The 19,485-nt window shown below is 70.0% G+C and carries 16 protein-coding genes; 7 read left to right on the top strand and 9 right to left on the bottom strand.

The window, feature by feature from the left end:
- The first annotated feature begins 147 nt into the window (after window positions 1–147).
- Window positions 148–1,935, top strand: coding sequence for an ABC transporter ATP-binding protein (locus ABTZ59_RS20505; protein WP_351405546.1), 1,788 nt, complete (start codon window positions 148–150; stop codon window positions 1,933–1,935).
- An 8-nt stretch (window positions 1,936–1,943) separates the two neighbouring features.
- Here the strand turns inward: ABTZ59_RS20505 and ABTZ59_RS20500 are convergent, their stop codons facing one another.
- Window positions 1,944–2,438, bottom strand: a complete 495-nt coding sequence (locus ABTZ59_RS20500; RefSeq protein ID WP_351405537.1) for an Lrp/AsnC family transcriptional regulator — start codon at window positions 2,436–2,438, stop codon at window positions 1,944–1,946.
- A 94-nt stretch (window positions 2,439–2,532) separates the two neighbouring features.
- Between ABTZ59_RS20500 and ABTZ59_RS20495 the strand changes: the two genes are divergently transcribed.
- Both ABTZ59_RS20495 and ABTZ59_RS20490 read left to right on the top strand, forming a co-directional pair.
- Window positions 2,533–3,012: a DUF2000 domain-containing protein gene (locus ABTZ59_RS20495; protein ID WP_351405524.1), complete on the top strand. Its 480-nt coding sequence runs from the start codon at window positions 2,533–2,535 to the stop codon at window positions 3,010–3,012.
- A 128-nt stretch (window positions 3,013–3,140) separates the two neighbouring features.
- The gene (locus ABTZ59_RS20490; RefSeq protein WP_351405519.1) at window positions 3,141–3,422 is read left to right on the top strand and encodes a chaplin; all 282 of its coding nucleotides are present in this window, start codon (window positions 3,141–3,143) and stop codon (window positions 3,420–3,422) included.
- Between the two features lie 211 nt (window positions 3,423–3,633).
- Here the strand turns inward: ABTZ59_RS20490 and ABTZ59_RS20485 are convergent, their stop codons facing one another.
- From ABTZ59_RS20485 to ABTZ59_RS20455, 7 genes are all read right to left on the bottom strand, one after another.
- A complete protein-coding gene (locus tag ABTZ59_RS20485; protein ID WP_351405507.1) occupies window positions 3,634–4,692 on the bottom strand; it encodes a glycoside hydrolase family 19 protein in 1,059 nt (352 codons plus the stop codon).
- Window positions 4,693–4,849: 157 nt separating this feature from the next.
- Window positions 4,850–5,875, bottom strand: coding sequence for a LacI family DNA-binding transcriptional regulator (locus ABTZ59_RS20480; RefSeq protein ID WP_351405497.1), 1,026 nt, complete (start codon window positions 5,873–5,875; stop codon window positions 4,850–4,852).
- Complete coding sequence (locus ABTZ59_RS20475; RefSeq protein ID WP_351405480.1) at window positions 5,875–7,299, bottom strand: L-fucose/L-arabinose isomerase family protein; 1,425 nt, start codon at window positions 7,297–7,299, stop codon at window positions 5,875–5,877. The genes ABTZ59_RS20480 and ABTZ59_RS20475 overlap by 1 nt, the downstream gene beginning before the upstream one ends.
- A 45-nt stretch (window positions 7,300–7,344) precedes the next feature.
- The gene (gene rhaS, locus ABTZ59_RS20470) at window positions 7,345–8,430 is read right to left on the bottom strand and encodes a rhamnose ABC transporter substrate-binding protein (RefSeq protein ID WP_351405475.1); all 1,086 of its coding nucleotides are present in this window, start codon (window positions 8,428–8,430) and stop codon (window positions 7,345–7,347) included.
- A 95-nt stretch (window positions 8,431–8,525) separates the two neighbouring features.
- Window positions 8,526–9,596: an ABC transporter permease gene (locus ABTZ59_RS20465; protein ID WP_351405461.1), complete on the bottom strand. Its 1,071-nt coding sequence runs from the start codon at window positions 9,594–9,596 to the stop codon at window positions 8,526–8,528.
- Entirely contained in the window at window positions 9,580–10,629 is a 1,050-nt protein-coding gene (locus ABTZ59_RS20460; RefSeq protein ID WP_351405449.1) for an ABC transporter permease, read from the bottom strand. Before ABTZ59_RS20460 ends, ABTZ59_RS20465 begins: the two co-directional genes overlap by 17 nt.
- Complete coding sequence (locus ABTZ59_RS20455) at window positions 10,626–12,149, bottom strand: sugar ABC transporter ATP-binding protein (protein WP_351405433.1); 1,524 nt, start codon at window positions 12,147–12,149, stop codon at window positions 10,626–10,628. Before ABTZ59_RS20455 ends, ABTZ59_RS20460 begins: the two co-directional genes overlap by 4 nt.
- 274 nt (window positions 12,150–12,423) lie before the next feature.
- Here ABTZ59_RS20455 and rhaI point away from each other — a divergent pair, with 274 nt between their 5' ends.
- From rhaI to ABTZ59_RS20435, 4 genes are all read left to right on the top strand, one after another.
- Window positions 12,424–13,593, top strand: coding sequence for an L-rhamnose isomerase (gene rhaI / locus ABTZ59_RS20450; protein WP_351405419.1), 1,170 nt, complete (start codon window positions 12,424–12,426; stop codon window positions 13,591–13,593).
- Window positions 13,594–13,644: 51 nt separating this feature from the next.
- On the top strand, window positions 13,645–15,696 hold the full coding sequence (locus tag ABTZ59_RS20445; RefSeq protein ID WP_351405412.1) for a bifunctional aldolase/short-chain dehydrogenase: 2,052 nt from the start codon (window positions 13,645–13,647) through the stop codon (window positions 15,694–15,696).
- 162 nt (window positions 15,697–15,858) lie between these two features.
- Window positions 15,859–17,361: a rhamnulokinase gene (locus tag ABTZ59_RS20440; RefSeq protein WP_351405401.1), complete on the top strand. Its 1,503-nt coding sequence runs from the start codon at window positions 15,859–15,861 to the stop codon at window positions 17,359–17,361.
- Between the two features lie 189 nt (window positions 17,362–17,550).
- A complete protein-coding gene (locus tag ABTZ59_RS20435; protein WP_351405656.1) occupies window positions 17,551–18,573 on the top strand; it encodes a LacI family DNA-binding transcriptional regulator in 1,023 nt (340 codons plus the stop codon).
- Window positions 18,574–18,845: 272 nt separating this feature from the next.
- Here ABTZ59_RS20435 and ABTZ59_RS20430 read toward each other — a convergent pair whose 3' ends face one another.
- Window positions 18,846–19,376, bottom strand: a complete 531-nt coding sequence (locus tag ABTZ59_RS20430; RefSeq protein WP_351405384.1) for a GNAT family N-acetyltransferase — start codon at window positions 19,374–19,376, stop codon at window positions 18,846–18,848.
- Window positions 19,377–19,485 lie beyond the last annotated feature (109 nt).

Below are 19,485 nucleotides of genomic sequence, written 5' to 3'. Positions count from 1 at the left end.
CGATCGGGCCGTCCCACTCCTTGAGCCACTGTCCGGTCCGGCGCCGAGCGCGCGAAGAAAGCGCTTCCCCCTGGGAGCGGGCCGGAGGAAACTGGGTGTCTGCAATCGAGTGCGCGCCATCGCTGTCGAAAGAGGACTCCGCTCTCCATGCAGAAACCCGAATCCGCCCCGCGTCCCAGTCCACTGGACCATCACTACTCCGGGGAGCATCCGCTCCGCACTCTCGCCTATCTCTTCCGGCCCGACCGCCACCGGCTGTCCCTCGTGGTCCTGGTGTTCGCGGTCAAACACATTCCGGTCTGGCTGCTCCCGCTGATCACGGCCAACATCATCGATGTGGTGGTGGATCACGGCCCGGTGTCCGAACTCTGGTACAACACCGGGGTCCTGGTGTTCGTCCTCGTGTTGAACTTTCCGCTGGCGCTGCTGTACGCGCGCCTGATGAGCTCCAGCATCCGCCGGATGGGCCGCGAGCTGCGCTCGGCCCTGTGCCGCCGGATGCAGTACCTGTCCATCGGCTACCACGCCCGGGTCAGCGCGGGCGTCCTGCAGACCAAGGTCGTACGGGACGTCGAGAGCGTGGAGCAGATGACCCAGCAGAGCGCCGACATGGGGCTCGGCGCCATCATGACGCTGATCGGCGGACTGGCGGTGATCGGGTACCGCGCCCCCGTCGTCCTGCCGGTGTTCCTGGTCGTCGTGCCCCTCGCCGCCCTGCTGGTACGCCGGCTGCGCTCCCGGATCCGCAGCAACAACGAGGAGTTCCGGCTGGAGATCGAGCAGCTCTCCTCACGTGTCGGCGAGATGACCACGCTCATCCCGATCACCCGTGCCCACGGTCTGGAGCGGACCGCGCTGCACCGGGTCGACCACACCCTGGAGCGGGTGCTCTCCGCCGGGTTCCGGCTCGATCTGCTCAACGGCCGCTTCGGATCGCTCTCCTGGATCCTGCTCAACACGATGGCGGTCGGCTGTCTCTCGGGGTCGGCGGTCGTCGCGTACTACGGATGGCTGGGGCTCTCGGCCGGCGACGTCGTGATGATCAGCGCCTTCTTCACGGCGCTGACCGCCTCGCTGACGACCCTGATGAATCTGACCCCGATCATCGCCAAGGGCCTGGAGTCGGTGCGTTCGATCGGTGAGGTGCTTCAGGCGCCCGACCTGGAGAGCAATGAGGGCAAGGCGTCCGTCGACCGTATCGACGGACGCATCGACTTCCAGGGGATGGGTTTCCGCTACCCGGAGGCGACGGAGCACTCGGTGCGTGATTTCGAGCTGTCCGTACGGCCGGGCGAGACCATAGCCCTGGTCGGCGCGTCGGGCGCGGGCAAGTCCACGATCCTGAATCTGCTGATCGGCTTCATCCGGCCCACCGAGGGGCGGATACTGCTCGACGGGACCGACATGGCGTCCCTGGATCTGCGCACCTACCGCCGTTTCCTGTCCGTCGTACCGCAGGAGTCGATCCTCTTCGAGGGAACCATCCGGGAGAACGTCACCTACGGTCTGGAGGGCGGCGCCGCCGAGGACGTGCTGCGCGGGGCGCTGCTCGCGGCGAACGCGATGGAGTTCATCGAGCGGCTGCCCGACGGCCTCGACACGGTGGTGGGGCAGCGCGGCGCCCGGCTGTCGGGCGGGCAGAAGCAGCGGCTGGCGATTGCCAGGGCGCTGATCAGGGATCCCCGCATCCTGGTGCTCGACGAGGCGACCTCGGCCCTCGACAACACGTCGGAGGGGCTGATCCAGGACGCGCTGTCCCGTCTCGTCCGGGGCCGGACCGTGTTCGTCGTGGCGCACCGGCTGTCCACCATCCAGAACGCGGACCGCATCATCGTGATGGAGCGGGGCCGCGTCGTCGAGGCCGGCAGCCACCACGAGCTGCTGGCGCGGGGCGGGGCGTACGCGACCACGCTCCAGCCGAGGCGTTCCGGCTGAGACGCCGCTCAGCGGGGTCCGCGCGAGCGCGGGGGCCGCTCGTCGGCGACCGGGTCGATCCGGCGCGGTCTGACATGTTCGTACGCCATCGTCGTCTGCACATCGGCGACTTCGCGGCGTTCTGTGAGGCGGTCGATGACAAACGCGTACACGCCGCTGACGTCGGGAACGGCGATATGCAGGAGGAAGTCATGGGCGCCGGAGGTGACGAACAGACCGATCACCTCCGGCAGCCGTGCCGCCCATTCACGGAACCCCTCGATCACCGGGCGGGCCGGCGGCCGGATACGGACCGAGATCAGGGCCTGTACGGGCCGGCCCACCGCGTCGAGATCGACGGCCGCGTGGTAACCGGTGATGACGCCGCTCTCGCGCAGCAGTCTCACCCGCTCCAGCGAGGTGGAGGGCGAGACCCCGGTCTTGGCCGCCAGCTCACGGTTGGTCTGCCGTGCGTCGTTCTGCAACTCCCGCAGCAGAGCTTGATCAATCGCATCAAATTTCACGAGACACCTCGTTCTCCGTATGACATGCGGCAGCTCACGACAACATCGGAACTTCTACCTAGCGTAGCGGGATATCCGTAGACGAAGGAGTTCCATGTCCCTCCCCCCGCTGTCCCTCCCGCGACTGACCACCGAGGACATCACCACCGATCGCTCCACCCGGCAGGCACGGCTGAAGTGGGTGATCGTCGTGGACGAGAGTCTTCCGGCGGGCCGGGTCACGAACGCCGCCGCGTGCATGGCCGCCGCCGTGGGAAAGGCGCTGCCCGGTCTCCTCGGGCCCGACGGCGCGGACGCCTCCGGTGCCACGCATCCCGGGCTGCCCTGGGCCGGCTGTACGGTCCTCGCCGCCGACGGCGGGACCCTGCGCGCGCTGCGTGCGAAGGCGGCCACCAAGGACGAGGTACTGATCGTGGACATGCCCGAGGCGGCCCAGACCTCACGGGTGTACGACGAGTATCTCGGTGTGCTCGCCGGGACCGGCCAGGACGATCTGGGGTACTGCGCCATCAGCCTGGTGGGCCCGCGCAACAGGATCGACCGGCTCGTCGGCGGACTGGGGCTGCTCCGCTGACCAGGTGACGTTGAGGGTGATCGGCGCCGGATCACCGAATATCCGTTACCGGGCATGAATCGGGGCGTTGAAGGGGCGTGAGGCCGCACATCGTGCGGCGTGCTCCCAACGGTTCAAGGAGATTCTCGATGTCGCGTATCGCGAAGGCAACAGCTGTTCTCGTCGGCACGGGCGCCGTGCTGGCCGGTGGCGCCGGTATGGCCGCTGCCGACGCCGACGCCCAGGCCGCCGCCATCGGCTCGCCCGGTGTCCTGTCGGGCAATGTCGTCCAGGTACCCCTGCACGTCCCGATCAACCTCTGTGGCAACACCATTGACGTGGTCGGTCTGCTCAACCCGGCGTTCGGTACCCACTGCGTCAACCTGTCGGGCGAGAAGCACCACAAGGGTGGCGAGCACCACGGCGGCTGATCGCCGATGACGACGCGCGGCCCCGTAGTCGCGCGCGGTCGGTGAGGACGGCCCCCCGCGTGTCCACGCGGGGGGCCGATCAGTTCTCCGGCGGGGAACCGACAAGGGCCGAGAACGTTCGTACGTACGCGAAGGCCGGTCCGACGTACATACGCGAAGGCCGGTCCGGCGGTGGCGAACACCCTCGGACCGGCCTCCGCGCGGATGATGCTCAGCAGCTCAGATTGGACCCGGGCGTGGTCCCGAGGATCCCCACGAAGCGCTGGTAGTTGTTGATCCGGCTCTGCACCTGTCCGGGGTTGCCCCCGTTGCACTCGATGCTGCCGTTGATGCTGCGAATGGTCTCCCCGAAGCCGCGGCTGTTGACCATGGCGTTGTGCGGGGTCATCGTGCCGGGTCCGGTCTGGGTGTTCCAGTACCAGAGAGCCGTCTTCCAGGCCACGGCCGAGTCGTTCTGCACGAGCCAGGGGTTGTTGAGGAGGTCGATGCCGAGGGCGTCGCCCGCGGCCTTGTAATTGAAGTTCCAGCTCAGCTGGATCGGGCCGCGTCCGTAGTAGGCGGCCTGTCCGGCGGGGCAGCCGTAGGGCTGTCCCCAGTCGCAGTAGTGCGGGTAGTTGGCGGTGTTCTGCTCGACGATGTGGACGAGCCCACCGGTCTCATGGCTGACGTTCGCCAGGAACGCGGCGGCTTCCTGGCGCTTGATCGTGTCGCTGCCGGTGTTCGCGAAGCCGGGGTAGGCGCCGAGGGCGGCGGTCAGGCCGCTGTAGGAGTAGAAGGAGTTCCGGCTCGGGAACATCTGGTTGAACTGGCTCTCGCTGACCACGAATCCGCCCTGTGGCGGCGGGGTGGTGCCACAGGTGTACGGCTCCCAGTACCAGGTGCTGATGACCGGGTCGTAGCCCGGGTTGTCGTGCTCGGCTTGGTAGAACTTGCCGTCGGTGTACTTGACGATGTCGCCGGCGACATACGCGCGGCCCGCGACCCAGGCGGGATAGTCACAGCTGCCGCCGGACCCGTCACCGGGGCTGGAGCCGTCACAACTGCCCTGGTCGGCCCAGACATCGGCGGTCCCGGGGGTCTCCCCCTGGGTCCACCACTTGGCCGACCAGTTGTGACCGTTGTACGAGGCGACGTTTCCGCCGGTGTAGACGGCGGAGGCGCTCCAGCCGGGGCCGCAGGTCGCGGCGGAGGCGGTGGAGGCGGGCAGGAACACGGCGAGGGCGAGGGCCGAAACCATCGCCGTGAGAAGGGCAAGGACTCGCTGTCTCAAACGACTCACTCCTTCGCGCGAGCAGCCGCTGCCGGCGCTCGCCATGGGGGGGTGAGGGAACCAAACCGGAATTGTGCGGACCCTGTCAAGGTCTAGACCAAGTCAGCCGCTGACGGGCGCTCAGTTCCCGGCCGTTCAGGAATGCGGCCGGGCGAGCTCAGGGGTGCGGCCGGGCGAGCGTGGAGGCCCGCACCACCAACTCGGGCCGCAGCACGATGCGCCGGTGCTCATGACCCGCGGCGTCGTCGCCGGTCTCCTCTATGAGCAGATCCGCCGCGGCCACGCCCAGTTGGACGGCCGGCTGGCGCACCGACGTCAGCGGTACGGCCGCGGCGGACGCGAACTCTATGTCGTCGTAGCCGACGAGGGCGACATCCTCGGGCACCCGTATCCCCGCGTGGTACAGGGTTTGCAGCACGCCCAGTGCGAGCAGGTCGTTGGCGCAGAACACCGCGCTCGGCCGGGACTCCATACCGAGGAGCCGCGCCCCGGCGTCCCGGCCCGCCGCCACATCGAGCCGCGCGGCCTCGACATGCTGGAGCGCCCCGGGCGGCAGCCCCGCTTCCGCGAGGGCGATCAGCGCGCCCTCGCGGCGGTTGCGGCACTGCGCCAGATGCATCGGACCGCTGACGTACACGATCTCGCGGCAGCCGCGCCGCAGCAGATGGCGTACGGCCAGGGCGCCGCCCGCCACATCGTCGACGGAGACCGAGCAGCCGTCCGCGCTGGGCACGATGCGGTCGACGAGAACGAACGGGATGCCATGGCGCCGGAACGTGTCGAGGTTGCGTCCGCTCATATCGGCCGGGGTGACCAGCACGCCCCGTACCTGCTGTTCGGAGAAGAGATTGAGGTAGGTCGCCTCCTCGGCGGGGCTCTCCGCGCTGTTGCACAGCATCACGCCGAGTCCGGCGGCGCGGGCGGAGCGTTCCGCGCCCGTGGCGACCGCCACGAAGAACGGATTGGCCATGTCGAGCACGAGCATGGCCAGAATGCGACTGCGGCCCGCGCGCAACTGCCGTGCGGATTCGCTGCGTACGTAGCCGAGCCGATCGATGGTGGACAGAACACGTCGGCGGGTCTCCTCGGTCACGGACTCGGGGCGGTTGATCACATTCGAGACGGTGCCCACGGAGACACCGGCCGCGCCGGCCACGTCCTTGATTCCCACCGGACGACGCATCAGACGGAGACCTCCACGAGCTCCAGGCCGGTCAGCCCGGACAGCGCGCGCAGCTCGGGCAGCAGTGCGCCGGTGGCAAGCGCCCAGTGGTGGCCGACCCCGCTCGCGCTCCAGGCGTCGGTCCACTCCCCCGGGTCGCAGCCGAAGTCGACACGCGAGGTGGTGTTGCCGATCTCCAGATGCGGGCCGGGGACGACCTCGCCCTCGGCGGCGACCAGCCGGTAGCGGCCGTCGCGGCTCTGTCCGAGCCCGACCAGCGTGACGGGTCCGTTCCGTACGTCGAACTCGACGGAGACTCCCCAGCCGCGCTTGCCGTGGTAGACGCCCAGCCCGCGCAGCAGCGGCTTGCGCGCGCTGATGGCGAGATGCCCGGGACCGTCGTGGCCCATCTCGACCACACCGGCCGTGAAGTCCAGGGCCTGGAGTTCGGTGAACGAGCCGCCCGCGCCGAGCCGGTCGGCGACGAGCATGGCCAGGGAGGTACGGAGTTCATACTCACCGCAGGCCGGGACACCGCGGGCGGTGAGCAGCGAGGAGCCGAGGATCATGCCCGCGCCGAGCCGTTCATGGATCTCGGCGTCGAGTCCGCGGTGGTAGTACGCGAGGGAGTCCAGGTCGAAGTCCTCGACCAGCCGGTCGAGGCCGACGGCGACGCGGGCGGCCCAGCGAAGGTCCTCCTCGACCACGGAGTCGGCGAGTTCGAACAGTGCGCGGGTCTCGTCCAGCTTGGCCCTGAGGTCGTCGTCCTCGACCTGTTCCACCCGCACCCGCAGATCATCGAATTCGACGACCTCCACATGGCCGCCGAGATGACCGGGGACCATGGTGAGATCCGTGGAGACGTCGTACATCCCGGGGTAGAGGTGGCCCATCAGACCGTGCCGGCCGTTCCGCAGCACCGCGCGGACCCCGGCGGCGCGGATCCAGCGGCCGATGCGCTGCCAGGCGCGCTCGTCCTCCAGATGACCGGAGACGGAGCGGAACGGCACGCCGACGCGTTCGAAGGCGTTGGCCATCTCCGGCAGCGGGCAGGCGCCGCAGTACGCCAGCCACTGTCCGGTGTCGAACGAGGCGTGATCCATGGCCGGGGTGGGCTGGAGGTTGATCAGCAGGACGGGCGCGCCGCCGCGCTGTGCGATGGGCACGAGCATGGTGGCCGTCATATAGGTGGTGAGGAAGCCGACGATCAGATCGCAGTCGGCGGCGCGCAGCTTTTCGGCGGCCTCGGCCCCCTCCTGGGCGTCGGAGATGAAGCCGACGTCGACGACCTCGGCGTCGAACTCCCGCATCCGCGCGGTGACACGGTCGGCGGAGCGCCGCAGCTGCGGGAGCAGATCGGGGAATTGCGGCCAGTAGGCGCCGAGTCCTCCGGCGACCAGGCCGATCCTGGGCTTACGGGCGACGGCGGGGGTGCGTACGGTCATGGCGATTCCTTTGTGCCTCGACGGGGTGGTGCCACACCGCCCCGCTCAGAAGTCGAACGTGTCGATGTTCCGCTTGTCGAAGACGGTCGGTTCACCGAGGATGATCTCGCCGTCCTTGCCGATGGTGTACTCACCGAGCTTGCCCGCCTTGAACTTCTCTCCCTCGGCACCGGTGATCTGACCGGAGGCCAGGGCAGCGGCCGCGTACGAGCCCAGATAGCCCAGCTCTTCGGGGTTCCAGAGCGAGAACTGCTCGACGGTGCCGTCCTTGACGTACTTGCGCATCTGGTTCGGGGTGCCCAGGCCGTTGAGCACGACCTTGCCCTTGTACGAGGAGTCGCCGAGGTAGCGGGCGGCGGCGGCGATGCCGACGGTGGTGGGCGAGATGATGCCCTTGAGGTCGGGGTACGCCTGGAGCAGGCCCTGGGTCTGCTGGAAGGATTTCTGGTCCGCGTCGTCGCCGTACGCGACCTTGACGAGTCGCATGTTCTGGTACTTGGGCAGCTTCAGTTCGTCCTTCATGAACTCGATCCAGGTGTTCTGGTTCGTGGCGTTCTGGGTGGCCGAGAGGATCGCGATCTTGCCCTGGTAGCCGATCTGTTCGCCCAGGTGCTGAACGAGACTCCGGCCTATCTCCTCGGAGCTGGCCTGGTTGATGAAGAGCTGTCGGCAGTCCTTCGCGGTGTCCGAGTCGTACGCGACGACCTTGATGTCCTTCTTCATGGCCTGTTTGAGCGGGCCGCACACGGCGTTCGGGTCGTTGGCCGCGATGAGGATGGCGTCCTGGCGCTGCTGGATCAGGGTGTTGATGTACGAGACCTGGGAAGAGGCGCTGGCGTCGGAGGGACCGACCTCCTTGCCCGTGGCGCCGTACTCCTTGGCGGCGGCGATGCCCGCCTCGTCGACGATCTTCTCGTACGGGTTGTTGATCTGCTTGGGCAGGAAGGCGAGCTTGAGCCCCTTCTTGAGGGGGGCGTTCGGGTCGGCCTTCGCCGCGGTGCCCGCGTTCGTGGTGTCCTTCTCGGCGCTGTCCTTAGTGGTACCGGAACAGGCGGTCAGGGCGACGGCGAGGGCACAGGCGAGGGCGGCGGTGGCGGCCGCCCGGCGTCGGGCTGCGATACGGGTGATCATGGCGGGCGGATGCCTTTCGGGAGGTACGGCGGACTCGGGGCCATGCGGGGGGTTCAGGGACGTCCGGGGGGTGTGGGAGACGTGCCGGCGCGTGCTCAGGACTCGGGTGCGGCGCCCGCCGCGCGTCGATGCCGGCGTTCGATCACGGTGGCGATGACGCGCGGGGTGAGGACGGAGGCGACGAGCAGCAGACCGGTCACGATGACCTGGACCTCGTTGGGCACATCGTTCAGCGTGAGCAGGTTCTTGAGGACTCCGATGAGCAGCACACCGGCGACGGCCCCGAAGAGCGTGCCCTTGCCGCCGTCGAAGTCGACGCCGCCGAGCAGCACGGAGGCGATGACGAGCATCTCGAACCCGAGGCCGTTGTCGGCGCGGGCGCTGCCGTAGCGAAGGGTGAAGACGATCCCGGCGAAGGCGGCGAACACCCCGGTGACGACGAAGAGGATCAACTTGCGGCGTTTGACCCTGATCCCGGCGAAGTAGGCGGCCTCCTCCTGCGCGCCGATCGCGAACAGCGACCGGCCGAAGGCGGTGGAGTGCAGCAGGACGGCGGTCGCCACGGCCAGTGTGATGAACAGGGCGATGGGATAGGTGATGAAGGTGCCGGGGATCGTGGTGGTGTCCACGGCCCAATTGGCGTACGTCTGGGGGAAGTCGGTGACGGCGTCGCTGCCCAGCGCGACCGAGGCGAGACCCCGGTAGAGGGCGAGCGTACCGATGGTGACGGCGAGCGAGGGCAGGCCGACGCGGGTGACCAGCCAGCCGTTGAGGAGACCGCCCGCGACGCCGACCAGCAGGACGACGGGCACGATCAGCTCGAACGCCCAGCCCGCGTTCCACAGGGCGCCGGTCAGCGCGCTGCCGAGCCCCAGCATCGAGGCGACGGACAGATCGACCTGTCCCGCCACCACCAGCAGGGTCATGGGCAACGCGATCAGGGCGACTTCCGCGATGTCGTTGAAGGCGAAGGCGAGGTTCTCACCGGACGCGAAGCCGTCGGTCGTGCCGAGGCCGACGACGAACACCGCCACCAGCAGGGCGCCGACCGCGGTGTCCCAGCGCAGGCCGACGGACTTGACGAACTCGCCCGCCGTCGTGGCGCGGGACGCCGGTGCCTTGGCCGGTGGCCGCGGCGCGGTCCGTGTGTCAGGCGCCATTCCCATGTCGGGCGCTCCTCTTCCTCAGTGCGGCTGTCATGCGCAGGGACACGATCCGGTCGACGGTGATGGCCGCGAGAAGCAGCGCGCCGGTGATGGCGCCCTGCCAGAACGAGTCGACCTTCAGGACGACCAGCGCGCTGCCGATGGTGGTGAGCAGCAGCGCGCCGAGCGCGGCTCCCCAGACCGTGCCGGTGCCGCCGGTGATGGCGACGCCGCCGACGACCACGGCGCTGACGACGGTCAGTTCCCAGCCGTGCGCGTTGTCGGCGACGACGGTGCCGAAGCGGGCGAGCCACAGAGCACCGGCGAATCCGGCGACGGCACCGGAGAAGGCGTACGCGCCGAGGATCCGGCGGCGGATCGGTACGCCGGCCAGCCGGGCGGCCTCGGGGTTGGAGCCGATCGCGTACAGCTCGCGCCCCGACCGGTAGCCGCGCAGGTAGTACGCGGTGGCGGCGAGCAGGGCCAGGGCGATGAGGGGCAGATAGGGGATGCCGAGGACACTGCCGCTGCCCAGGCCGAGCACCGGGTCGGGGACGTCGTTCGCGCTGATCTGCTCGCCCTGCGCCCACCAGTAGTCGAGGCCCTGGATAATGTAGAGCATGCCGAGGGTGACCACGAGCGCCGGTACCCTGCCGAAGCTCACCAGGGCGCCGCTGACCAGTCCGCAGGCCATGCCGAGGGCGATACCCAGCAGCATGACGGTGAGTACGCCGTGATCGGTGCCCGCGACGAACTTGCCGCAGGCGAAAGCGGAGAGGCCGACGACCGAGCCGACCGAGAGATCGATATTGCGGGTGACGACCACCACGGACTGGCCGACGGCGAGCAGGACCAGGATGGAGGCGTTCAGGAGGAGGTCCTTGACTCCCTGGTCGTCGAGGAAGCGCGGGTTGGCGATCCAGGTGCCGAGGACGAGCAGCGCCAGCGCGCCCGCGATGCTGATCTCGCGGGCCCGGAACACGGCGTCGACGAGCGAGCGCGCCGAGCCGTCGTCCTTGGTGCTCGTCGTGGGTTTGTCGATCAGGGTGGTCATGCCGCCGCCCTCCCGACCCGCCCGGTGGCGGCGGCCATCACGGCCTCCTCGGTGGCCTCGGCGCGCGGGATCTCGGCGGTGAGCCGGCCCTCGTGCATCACCAGCACCCGGTCGGCCATGCCGAGCACCTCGGGCAGGTCGGAGGAGATCATGAGGACGGCGAGTCCTTCCGCGGCCAGGGAGGAGAGGAGCCGGTGCACCTCCGCCTTGGTGCCGACATCGATCCCCCTGGTGGGTTCGTCGACGATGAGTACGGCGGGTTCCGTCGCCAGCCATTTGGCGAGGACGACCTTCTGCTGATTGCCTCCGGACAGGACGCCGACGGGGTCGGCGAGCCGGTTGTACTTGAGCTGGAGGCGTACGGCCCAGTCGGCGGCCCGGCCGCGCTCCAGGGCCCGGCGCACCAGGCCGGCCTTCCCGAGCCGGTCGAGTCCGGTGAGGGCGATGTTCCGCTCTATGGACAGGTCCATCACCAGTCCGCGCTGTCTGCGGTCCTCGGGGACAAGCGCGATTCCCGCGTCCATCGCGGCGGTCGGTGAACCGGCCGGGAGCGTACGTCCGTCGACCACCACCTCGCCCGCGTCGGCCCGGTCGACACCGAAGACGGCCTGCGCCACCTCGCTGCGGCCCGCCCCGACGAGTCCGGCCAGGGCGACGATCTCGCCCCTGCGCACCTCGAAGGAGATGTCGCGGAACACCCCCTCCCGGGTCAGCCGGCGCACCGACAGGGCGATCTCCCCGGCATCCACGGACTGTTTGGGGTACAGGTCGCCCAGATCCCGGCCCACCATGGAGCGCACGAGGTCGTCCTCGGTCAGTCCGGCCAGCGGCTCGGAGGAGATCCGGCGGCCGTCGCGCAGAACGGTGACCCGCTGGCAGAGCGCGAAGATCTCCTCAAGTCGGTGGGAGATGAACAGGATGGCGGCGCCCTCGGCCCTGAGGGTCGCCACGACGGAGAACAGCCGGGCGGTCTCACCGCCGGTGAGGGCCGCGGTGGGCTCGTCCATGATGAGGACGCGCGCGTCGAAGGAGAGCGCCTTGGCGATCTCGACGATCTGCTGGTCGGCTATGGAGAGCCCGCGGGCGGGCCGGTCCGGGTCCAGTTCCACACCGAGGCGCTTCATCAGGGCCGCGGTGGTGTCCCGTACGGCCCGGCGGTCGATACGGCCGAGCGCGCGCCGCGGCTGACGGCCCATGAAGATGTTCTCGGCGATCGACAGATCGGGGAAGAGCGTCGGCTCCTGGTAGATGACCGCGATACCGGCGTCCCTGGCGTCGGCCGGGCCGTGGAAGACGACCGCCTCGCCGTCGAGCACCACCTCACCGGCGTCGGGCCTGTGCACCCCGGCGAGTGTCTTGATGAGGGTGGACTTGCCCGCGCCGTTCTCCCCGGCGAGCGCGTGTGCCTCACCGGGGAACAGTCGCAGCGAGACGTCCCGCAGGGCCCGTACGGCGCCGAAGGACTTGCTCACATCCTTGAGGGCCAGGACCGGGGCCGGGCCCGTGGCGGGCTGGTTCATGAGGGCTCCTCAGCGGTGGGGACTCGTGGCAGGACCCGCCGTGAAAGGTTTCAATGAGGTTGCACGGAAGCTAAACGGCCACTACCGACGGCGTCAATGGGCCGTGCGCGACATTTTCCGTTGAATCCGAGAGGCGCTTCGCGCGCAACCCGAGGAGATGCGGAAAGGGTTGACACGCACTGGGGACTCCCATAACTTCACCGCGATGAAACGATTCACAAGGAATCGCTGCACCGACTCGCCCGCCGAGTCCGCACCACGGGAGCGCTGAGAGATGACGGGTCGATCCGCCGTGTCCGCTGTGAAGAACGCGCTGAAGTCACAGGCTGTCGAGACGCCGTCATGGGCGTTCGGGAACTCGGGCACCCGTTTCAAGGTGTTCGCGCAGCCGGGCGTGCCGCGGACCCCGCGGGAGAAACTGGCGGACGCGGCCCGGGTACACGCACACACGGGCGTGGCTCCCACGGTCGCCCTGCACATCCCCTGGGACCGCGTGGACGATTACGGCGCGCTCGCCGCCGAGGCGCGCGAACTGGGCCTGCGCGTCGGGGCGATCAACTCCAATGTGTTCCAGGACGACGACTACAAGCTGGGGTCCGTGACCCATCCGGACGCCGCGGTCCGGCGCAAGGCCCTGGCCCATCTGCTGGAGTGCGTGGACATCATGGACGCCACCGGCTCGCGCGATCTGAAGCTGTGGTTCTCCGACGGCACCAACTACCCGGGCCAGGACGATATCTCCGCCCGCCAGGGCCGGCTGGCCGAAGCCCTCGCCACGGTGTACGAGCGGCTCGGCGAGGGGCAGCGGATGCTGCTGGAGTACAAGCTGTTCGAGCCCGCCTTCTATGCCACGGACGTCCCGGACTGGGGCACGGCCTACGCGCACTGCCTCAAGCTGGGCGAGAAGGCCCAGGTCGTGGTCGACACCGGGCACCACGCGCCGGGCACCAACATCGAGTTCATCGTCGCGTTGCTGCTGCGCGAGGGAAAGCTCGGCGGGTTCGACTTCAACTCCCGCTTCTACGCGGATGACGATCTGATGGCCGGGGCCGCGGACCCCTTCCAGCTGTTCCGGATCATGTACGAGGTGATCAAGGGCGGCGGGTTCACCGAGCGGACCGCGTTCATGCTCGACCAGTGCCACAACATCGAGGAGAAGATCCCCGCGATCATCCGGTCGGTGATGAATGTCCAGGAGGCCACGGCCAAGGCGCTGCTGGTGGACGCGGACGCGCTGGACGCGGCGCAGCGCTCCGGTGACGTACTGGCGGCGAACGCGGCGCTGATGGACGCCTTCAACACCGACGTACGCCCGCTGGTCGCCGAGGTCCGCGCCGAACTGGGCGCGGACGCCGACCCCGTCGCCGCCTATCACGCTTCCGGCTATGGCGAGAAGATCGCCGCCGAGCGGATCGGCGGCACCCAGGCCGGCTGGGGAGCCTGAGCGCTCACCCCGTACCCCCCTTGCGAAGACCGCATCTCACAGAGGGACATGATGACCGACCAGCCCCATATCCACCCTGTGGCAGCCCAGTTGCTCGACCGATCGCACCGGCTCGGCGCCGATCCGCGCAACACCAACTACGCCGGCGGCAACACCTCGGCCAAGGGATCCACCCCTGACCCGGTGACCGGTGACGACGTCGAACTGATGTGGGTCAAGGGGTCCGGCGGCGACCTGGGCACGCTCACCGCCGGCGGACTGGCCGCGCTGCGGGTCGACCGGCTGCGCGCGCTGACCCGGGTCTATCCGGGGGTGGCGCGCGAGGACGAGATGGTCGCCGCGTTCGACTACTGCCTGCACGGCAAGGGCGGGGCGGCCCCGTCCATCGACACCGCGATGCACGGGCTGGTCGACGCCCCCCATGTGGACCATCTCCACCCCGACTCGGGGATCGCTCTGGCCTGCGCGGCCGACGGCGAGAAGCTGACGGCCGAGTGCTTCGGCGACACCGTGATCTGGGTGCCCTGGCGCCGCCCCGGCTTCCAGCTGGGCCTGGACATCGCCGCGGTCAAGGAGGCCCATCCGCGGGCGATCGGCTGTGTGCTGGGCGGCCATGGCATCACCGCCTGGGGCGCCACCTCCGAGGAGTGCGAACGCAACTCCCTGCACATCATCCGTACGGCCGAGACGTTTCTCGCCGAGCGCGGGACGCCCGAGCCGTTCGGCCCCGTACAGCAGGGGTACGAGCCGCTGCCGGAGGCCGAGCGACGGGCCAGGGCGGCGGCGCTCGCCCCGCTGATCCGCGGTCTCGCCTCCAGCGACCGGCGCCAGGTCGGCCACTACACGGACACCGGGCCGGTCCTCGACTTCCTCTCCCGCGCGGAGCATCCGCGGCTGGCGGCCCTGGGCACCTCCTGCCCGGACCACTTCCTGCGCACGAAGGTCCGCCCGCTCGTTCTCGATCTGCCGGCCGGTGCGCCGCTGGAGCGGGTGCGGGAGCGGCTCGCGGAGCTGCACACCGCGTACCGCGAGGAGTACCGGGCGTACTACGAGCGGCACGCGTCGCCCGATTCGCCGGCGATGCGCGGCGCGGACCCGGCGATCGTGCTGGTGCCGGGCGTGGGCATGTTCTCGTTCGGCAAGGACAAGCAGACCGCCCGGGTCGCCGGGGAGTTCTATCTCAACGCCATCAATGTGATGCGCGGTGCCGAGGCCGTCTCCTCGTACGCGCCCATCGAGGAGTCCGAGAAGTTCCGCATCGAGTACTGGGAGCTGGAAGAGGCCAAACTGCGCCGGATGCCCGCGCCCAAGGCGCTGGCCTCCCGGGTGGCGCTGGTGACGGGCGCGGGCTCCGGGATCGGCCGGGCCATCGCGCACCGGCTGGTGGCCGAGGGCGCGTGTGTGGTGGTCGCCGATCTCAACACCGAGAGCGCGAAGGTGGTCGCCGACGAACTGGGCGGCGCGGACAAGGCCGTCGCGGTGAGCGTCGATGTGACCGACGAGGATCAGATCAAGGACGCGTTCGACGCGGCGGCGCTCGCCTTCGGCGGAGTGGATCTCGTCGTCAACAACGCCGGTATCTCGATCTCCAGGCCGCTGCTGGAGACCACCGCCCGGGACTGGGACCTCCAGCACGCCATCATGGCGCGCGGCTCGTTCCTGGTCTCGCGCGAGGCCGCCCGGGTGATGACCGATCAGGGCTTCGGCGGCGACCTCGTCTATATCGCCTCCAAGAACGCGGTGTTCGCGGGCCCGAACAACGTCGCCTACTCCGCGACCAAGGCCGACCAGGCCCATCAGGTGCGGCTGCTCGCCGCCGAGTTGGGCGGCCTCGGTATCCGCGTCAACGGCGTCAACCCCGACGGTGTGGTGCGCGGCTCCGGGATCTTCGCGGGTGGCTGGGGCGCGGAGCGCGCGGCCGTGTACGGCGTGGAGGAGGAGAAGCTGGGCGAGTTCTACGCGCAGCGGACGATCCTCAAGCGGGAGGTGCTGCCCGAGCATGTGGCCAACGCGGTGTTCGCGCTCACGGGCGGCGAGCTGAGCCACACGACGGGGCTGCATGTCCCGGTGGACGCGGGGGTCGCGGCGGCGTTCCTGCGCTGACGTCATGGCGGAGCGGGGCGGGCGGGGCCGGGCGGGCGGCTTGGCTCCGCCGCTCCCGTCGCCGCCCCCTTTCCCGCCGCTCGCACACCCCGGGGTCCCCGCGGTCTCCCCCTGTCTCTTCCGCTGTTCGACGAGTTCCGACGAGTTCCGACGAGGTCAGCCGTGCCACCCACCGAACCGCTCCCTTTCGCCGCCGTCGACCTCGGCGCGTCCAGCGGCCGCGTCATGGTCGGGTGGGTCTCCGGCCGGGGCGCGGGAACGCTGCGTCTGGAGGAGGTCCACCGCTTCCCCAACCGGCCGGTGCGGACCGCGGGCACACTGCACTGGGACATCCTGTCGCTGTACGGGGGCGTCCTGGACGGTCTTCGGGCAGCCGGCGCGACGGCGGGGCGCTCGCCCGCGAGTGTCGGGATCGACACCTGGGCCGTCGACTACGGGCTGCTGGACGCCTCCGGCGCGCTGCTCGGCAATCCGGTGCACTACCGGGACAGCCGTACCGAGGGCGAGGCGGCGAAGGCCGGCGCTGTGCTGTCGCCGTCCGCGCTGTACCGGGCCACGGGCTTGCAGTACCTGCCGTTCAACACGCTGTTCCAGCTCACCGCCGCGCGGGGCAGCGCCGCGCTGGCTGCCGCGCGGCGACTGCTGCTGATCCCCGATCTGATCGCGTACTGGCTCACCGGCGAGGTGGGGACCGAACTCACCAACGCCTCGACCACCCAGCTCATCGACCCCCGAACCCGGGAGTGGTCCCGATCCGTCGCCGACGCGCTCGGCATCGATCTGACGCTCTTCGCGCCCCTGCGCGGTCCGGGCGATCCGGCGGGACGGCTGCTCCCGGACGTGCTCGCCGAGACCGGACTGACCGGCCCGGTGCCGGTGACGGCCGTCGGCTCGCACGACACCGCCTCCGCGGTCGCCGCGGTGCCCGCCTCCGGGGACCGGTTCGCGTATGTCGCCACCGGCACCTGGTCCTTGGCGGGACTGGAGCTGGCGGCCCCGGTGCTCACCGACGAGAGCAGGCGCGCCAACTTCACGAACGAGCTGGGCGTCGACGGCACGGTCCGTTATCTGCGCAACATCATGGGTCTGTGGCTGCTCCAGGAGTGTCTGCGGACCTGGGAGGCCGAGGGCGCGCCGCAGCGGCTCGACCGGCTGTTGCGGGAGGCCGCGGAGGTGCCGGGCCTGCGGTCGTTCGTGGACGCGGACGATCCGGCGTTTCTCGCGCCCGGCGGTATGCCGGACCGTATCCGGGACGCCTGCCGCCGCACGGGCGGACCGGTACCGGAGAGTCCGGCCGAGATCACCCGTTGTGTCCTCGACTCCCTGGCGCTCGCGCACCGCAGGGCGATCCAGGACGCCCAGCGACTGTCCGGCCGCGCCGTGGACACGGTGCATGTGGTCGGCGGCGGTGCCCGTAACGAACTGCTGTGCCGGCTCACCGCGGACGCCTGTGGGCTGCCTGTCGTCGCGGGTCCGGCCGAGGCCGCCGCGCTCGGCAACGTACTCGTCCAGGCGCGCGCCGCGGGCGTCGTCCGGGGCACTCTCGCCGAGCTGCGCGCCCTGCTCCGCGCCACGCTGGAGCCGCGCCGTTACGAGCCGACCGGGGACCGGGCCCGCTGGGACCGCGCCGCCGAGCTGCTGGCCGGCGAGGACGCGCGGCGCTGACGAGTCGCCGGGTTTCTCCTGACGTGTCTCCGGGCCTCGGGGGACAGTCGGTCTCGGGGGGACAGGCCCGTGGTGACATGTCTGCGCTGACACCCCTGTGGGTGATATATCCGATCGGGTGCGCGTCCCCCGTTAGGATGGTCAGCTCGGTCAGGGAACCAACGAGATGTGACAGAACGGGCAGGGCGCGTGGTGCAGACGGTCGGTATCAAGGACGTGGCCCGGCTGGCGGGGGTCTCGGTCGGCACCGTCTCGAATGTGCTCAACCGCCCCGAGAAGGTCTCGGAGCACACCCGGGTGCGGGTGCGGGCGGTGATAGACCAGCTCGGTTTCGTACGGAGTGAGACGGCCCGCCAGCTCAGGGTCGGTACCAGCCGCATTCTGGCCATCCTGGTGCTCGACATGGCCAACCCCTTCTTCGTCGCGGTCGCCAAGGGAGCCGAGCGGGCGGCGCGTGAGGCGGGGCTCGGGGTGATGCTCTGCAACAGCGCGGGCAGCACGGCCGAGGAGGCGGAGTATCTGGGGCTCTTCGCCGAGCAGCGGGTGCGCGGGGTGCTGCTCACCCCGGCCGACACCACGGGCGGCAACGTACGGGACTTCGCGCGCCGGGGCATTCCGTTCGTCCATGTCGACCGTGCGGTGCCCGCCACCGAGGGGTGCTCCGTATCGGTGGACGACGTGGCCGGCGGCGCGCTCGCCGTCCGGCATCTGCTGGCCGCCGGGCACCGGTCCGTCACCTATATCAGCGGGCCGATGTCGCTCCCCCAGTGCCGGGACCGCCGTACCGGCGCGCTGATGGCGCTGCGCGACGCGGGTCTGCCCGAACAGGCCCTGCGACAGGTGGAGTCGGCGCGGCTCGATGTGGCGTCCGGTATCGACGCGGGGGCCCGGCTGCTGGGACTCACGGAGCGCCCCACCGCGGTGTTCTGCGCCAATGACCTGCTCGCGCTGGGGGTCTTGCAGGCGATGTACGGGGCCGGGGTGGATGTGCCCGGCGATGTGTCGATCGTCGGCTACGACGACATCGAGTTCGCGGCCGCGGCCGTCGTACCGCTCACGTCCGTACGGCAGCCGGCCGACGCGATGGGGCGGGCGGCGGCAGAGATGCTGATGGACGAGACAGGCCCGGACGCCGAGCATCACACGCATCACTCCGTCGTCCTCCAGCCGGAACTGGTGGTACGCAGTTCGACGCGGCGCCTCGTGCGCTGAGCGCGTGACGACCGGCTCCCCGGCGCCGGGACCATCAGCAGGGCCGACGCCGGGGCCGTCGGCGGGGCGGTCGGCGGGGCATGAAATTCCCCCATCCGTGTCACCGCCCGGCCCCCGGTATGAGGGTGATCCATCGCGTCGTCAGGTTCGGTTCCACCCGGCGGAGGGTGCCGCGTGGTCACGGGGCCGGACGGAGGTCCTGGGCGTTGGTGCCATGTGGCCCCGCGACTCGAAGTGGCTGTGCGACTCGAAGTGGCTGTGCGGCGGTCGGTTCAGGCGGGGGCGGCGTAGCAGCGGACCGTGACCGTCTGATCCGGGCTCCAGCGCTGATCGACAACGGCGAGCAGGCTCCAGCCCATGCGTTCGTAAAGTGCCGCCGCGGCGGCGTCGGTGGACACCACGTCCAGCACCGGATGCAGACCGCGCCGTCTGGCCTGCCGCGCCGCCTGGGCCATGAGCAGGGCGCCGATGCCGTGGCCGCGCGCCGAGGGGGCGACGAACAGGCGGCTCACCACAGCGATCTCGCGGATGGTGGTACCGGCGCGACTGCTCCAGAGGGCGGGGGCGACATCACCCTCGCCCGCCGGGCAGAGGGCGAGATGGCCGACGATCCGGCCGTCCAATTCGGCTACCCAGGCGTCGAGTTGAGCGGGCTGGGCGAGCCAGCCCATGGGGTGCTCGGGCCAGTTCACCGGGTACCCGTCGGCCTTGTGCACCTCGCCCAGGACCCGCACGCACGCGTCGAGGTCATCCCTGCCGCGACGCCGGACATCACACATGGGGATGTCATCGGCCGTTGGCATCGTCTGTCGATTCACCGAACCCATGCAACCACAATCGGGCGGCCTCCCCGGCAGGCTCCAAGGGCTGAACGACGAGGGAACGGATCCTGAGCGCACACCGAACCCGTCA

The organism is Streptomyces sp. NPDC094034, from assembly GCF_040303865.1.
GTDB lineage: Bacteria > Actinomycetota > Actinomycetes > Streptomycetales > Streptomycetaceae > Streptomyces.
This window is presented reverse-complemented; position numbering and strand designations above follow the sequence as displayed.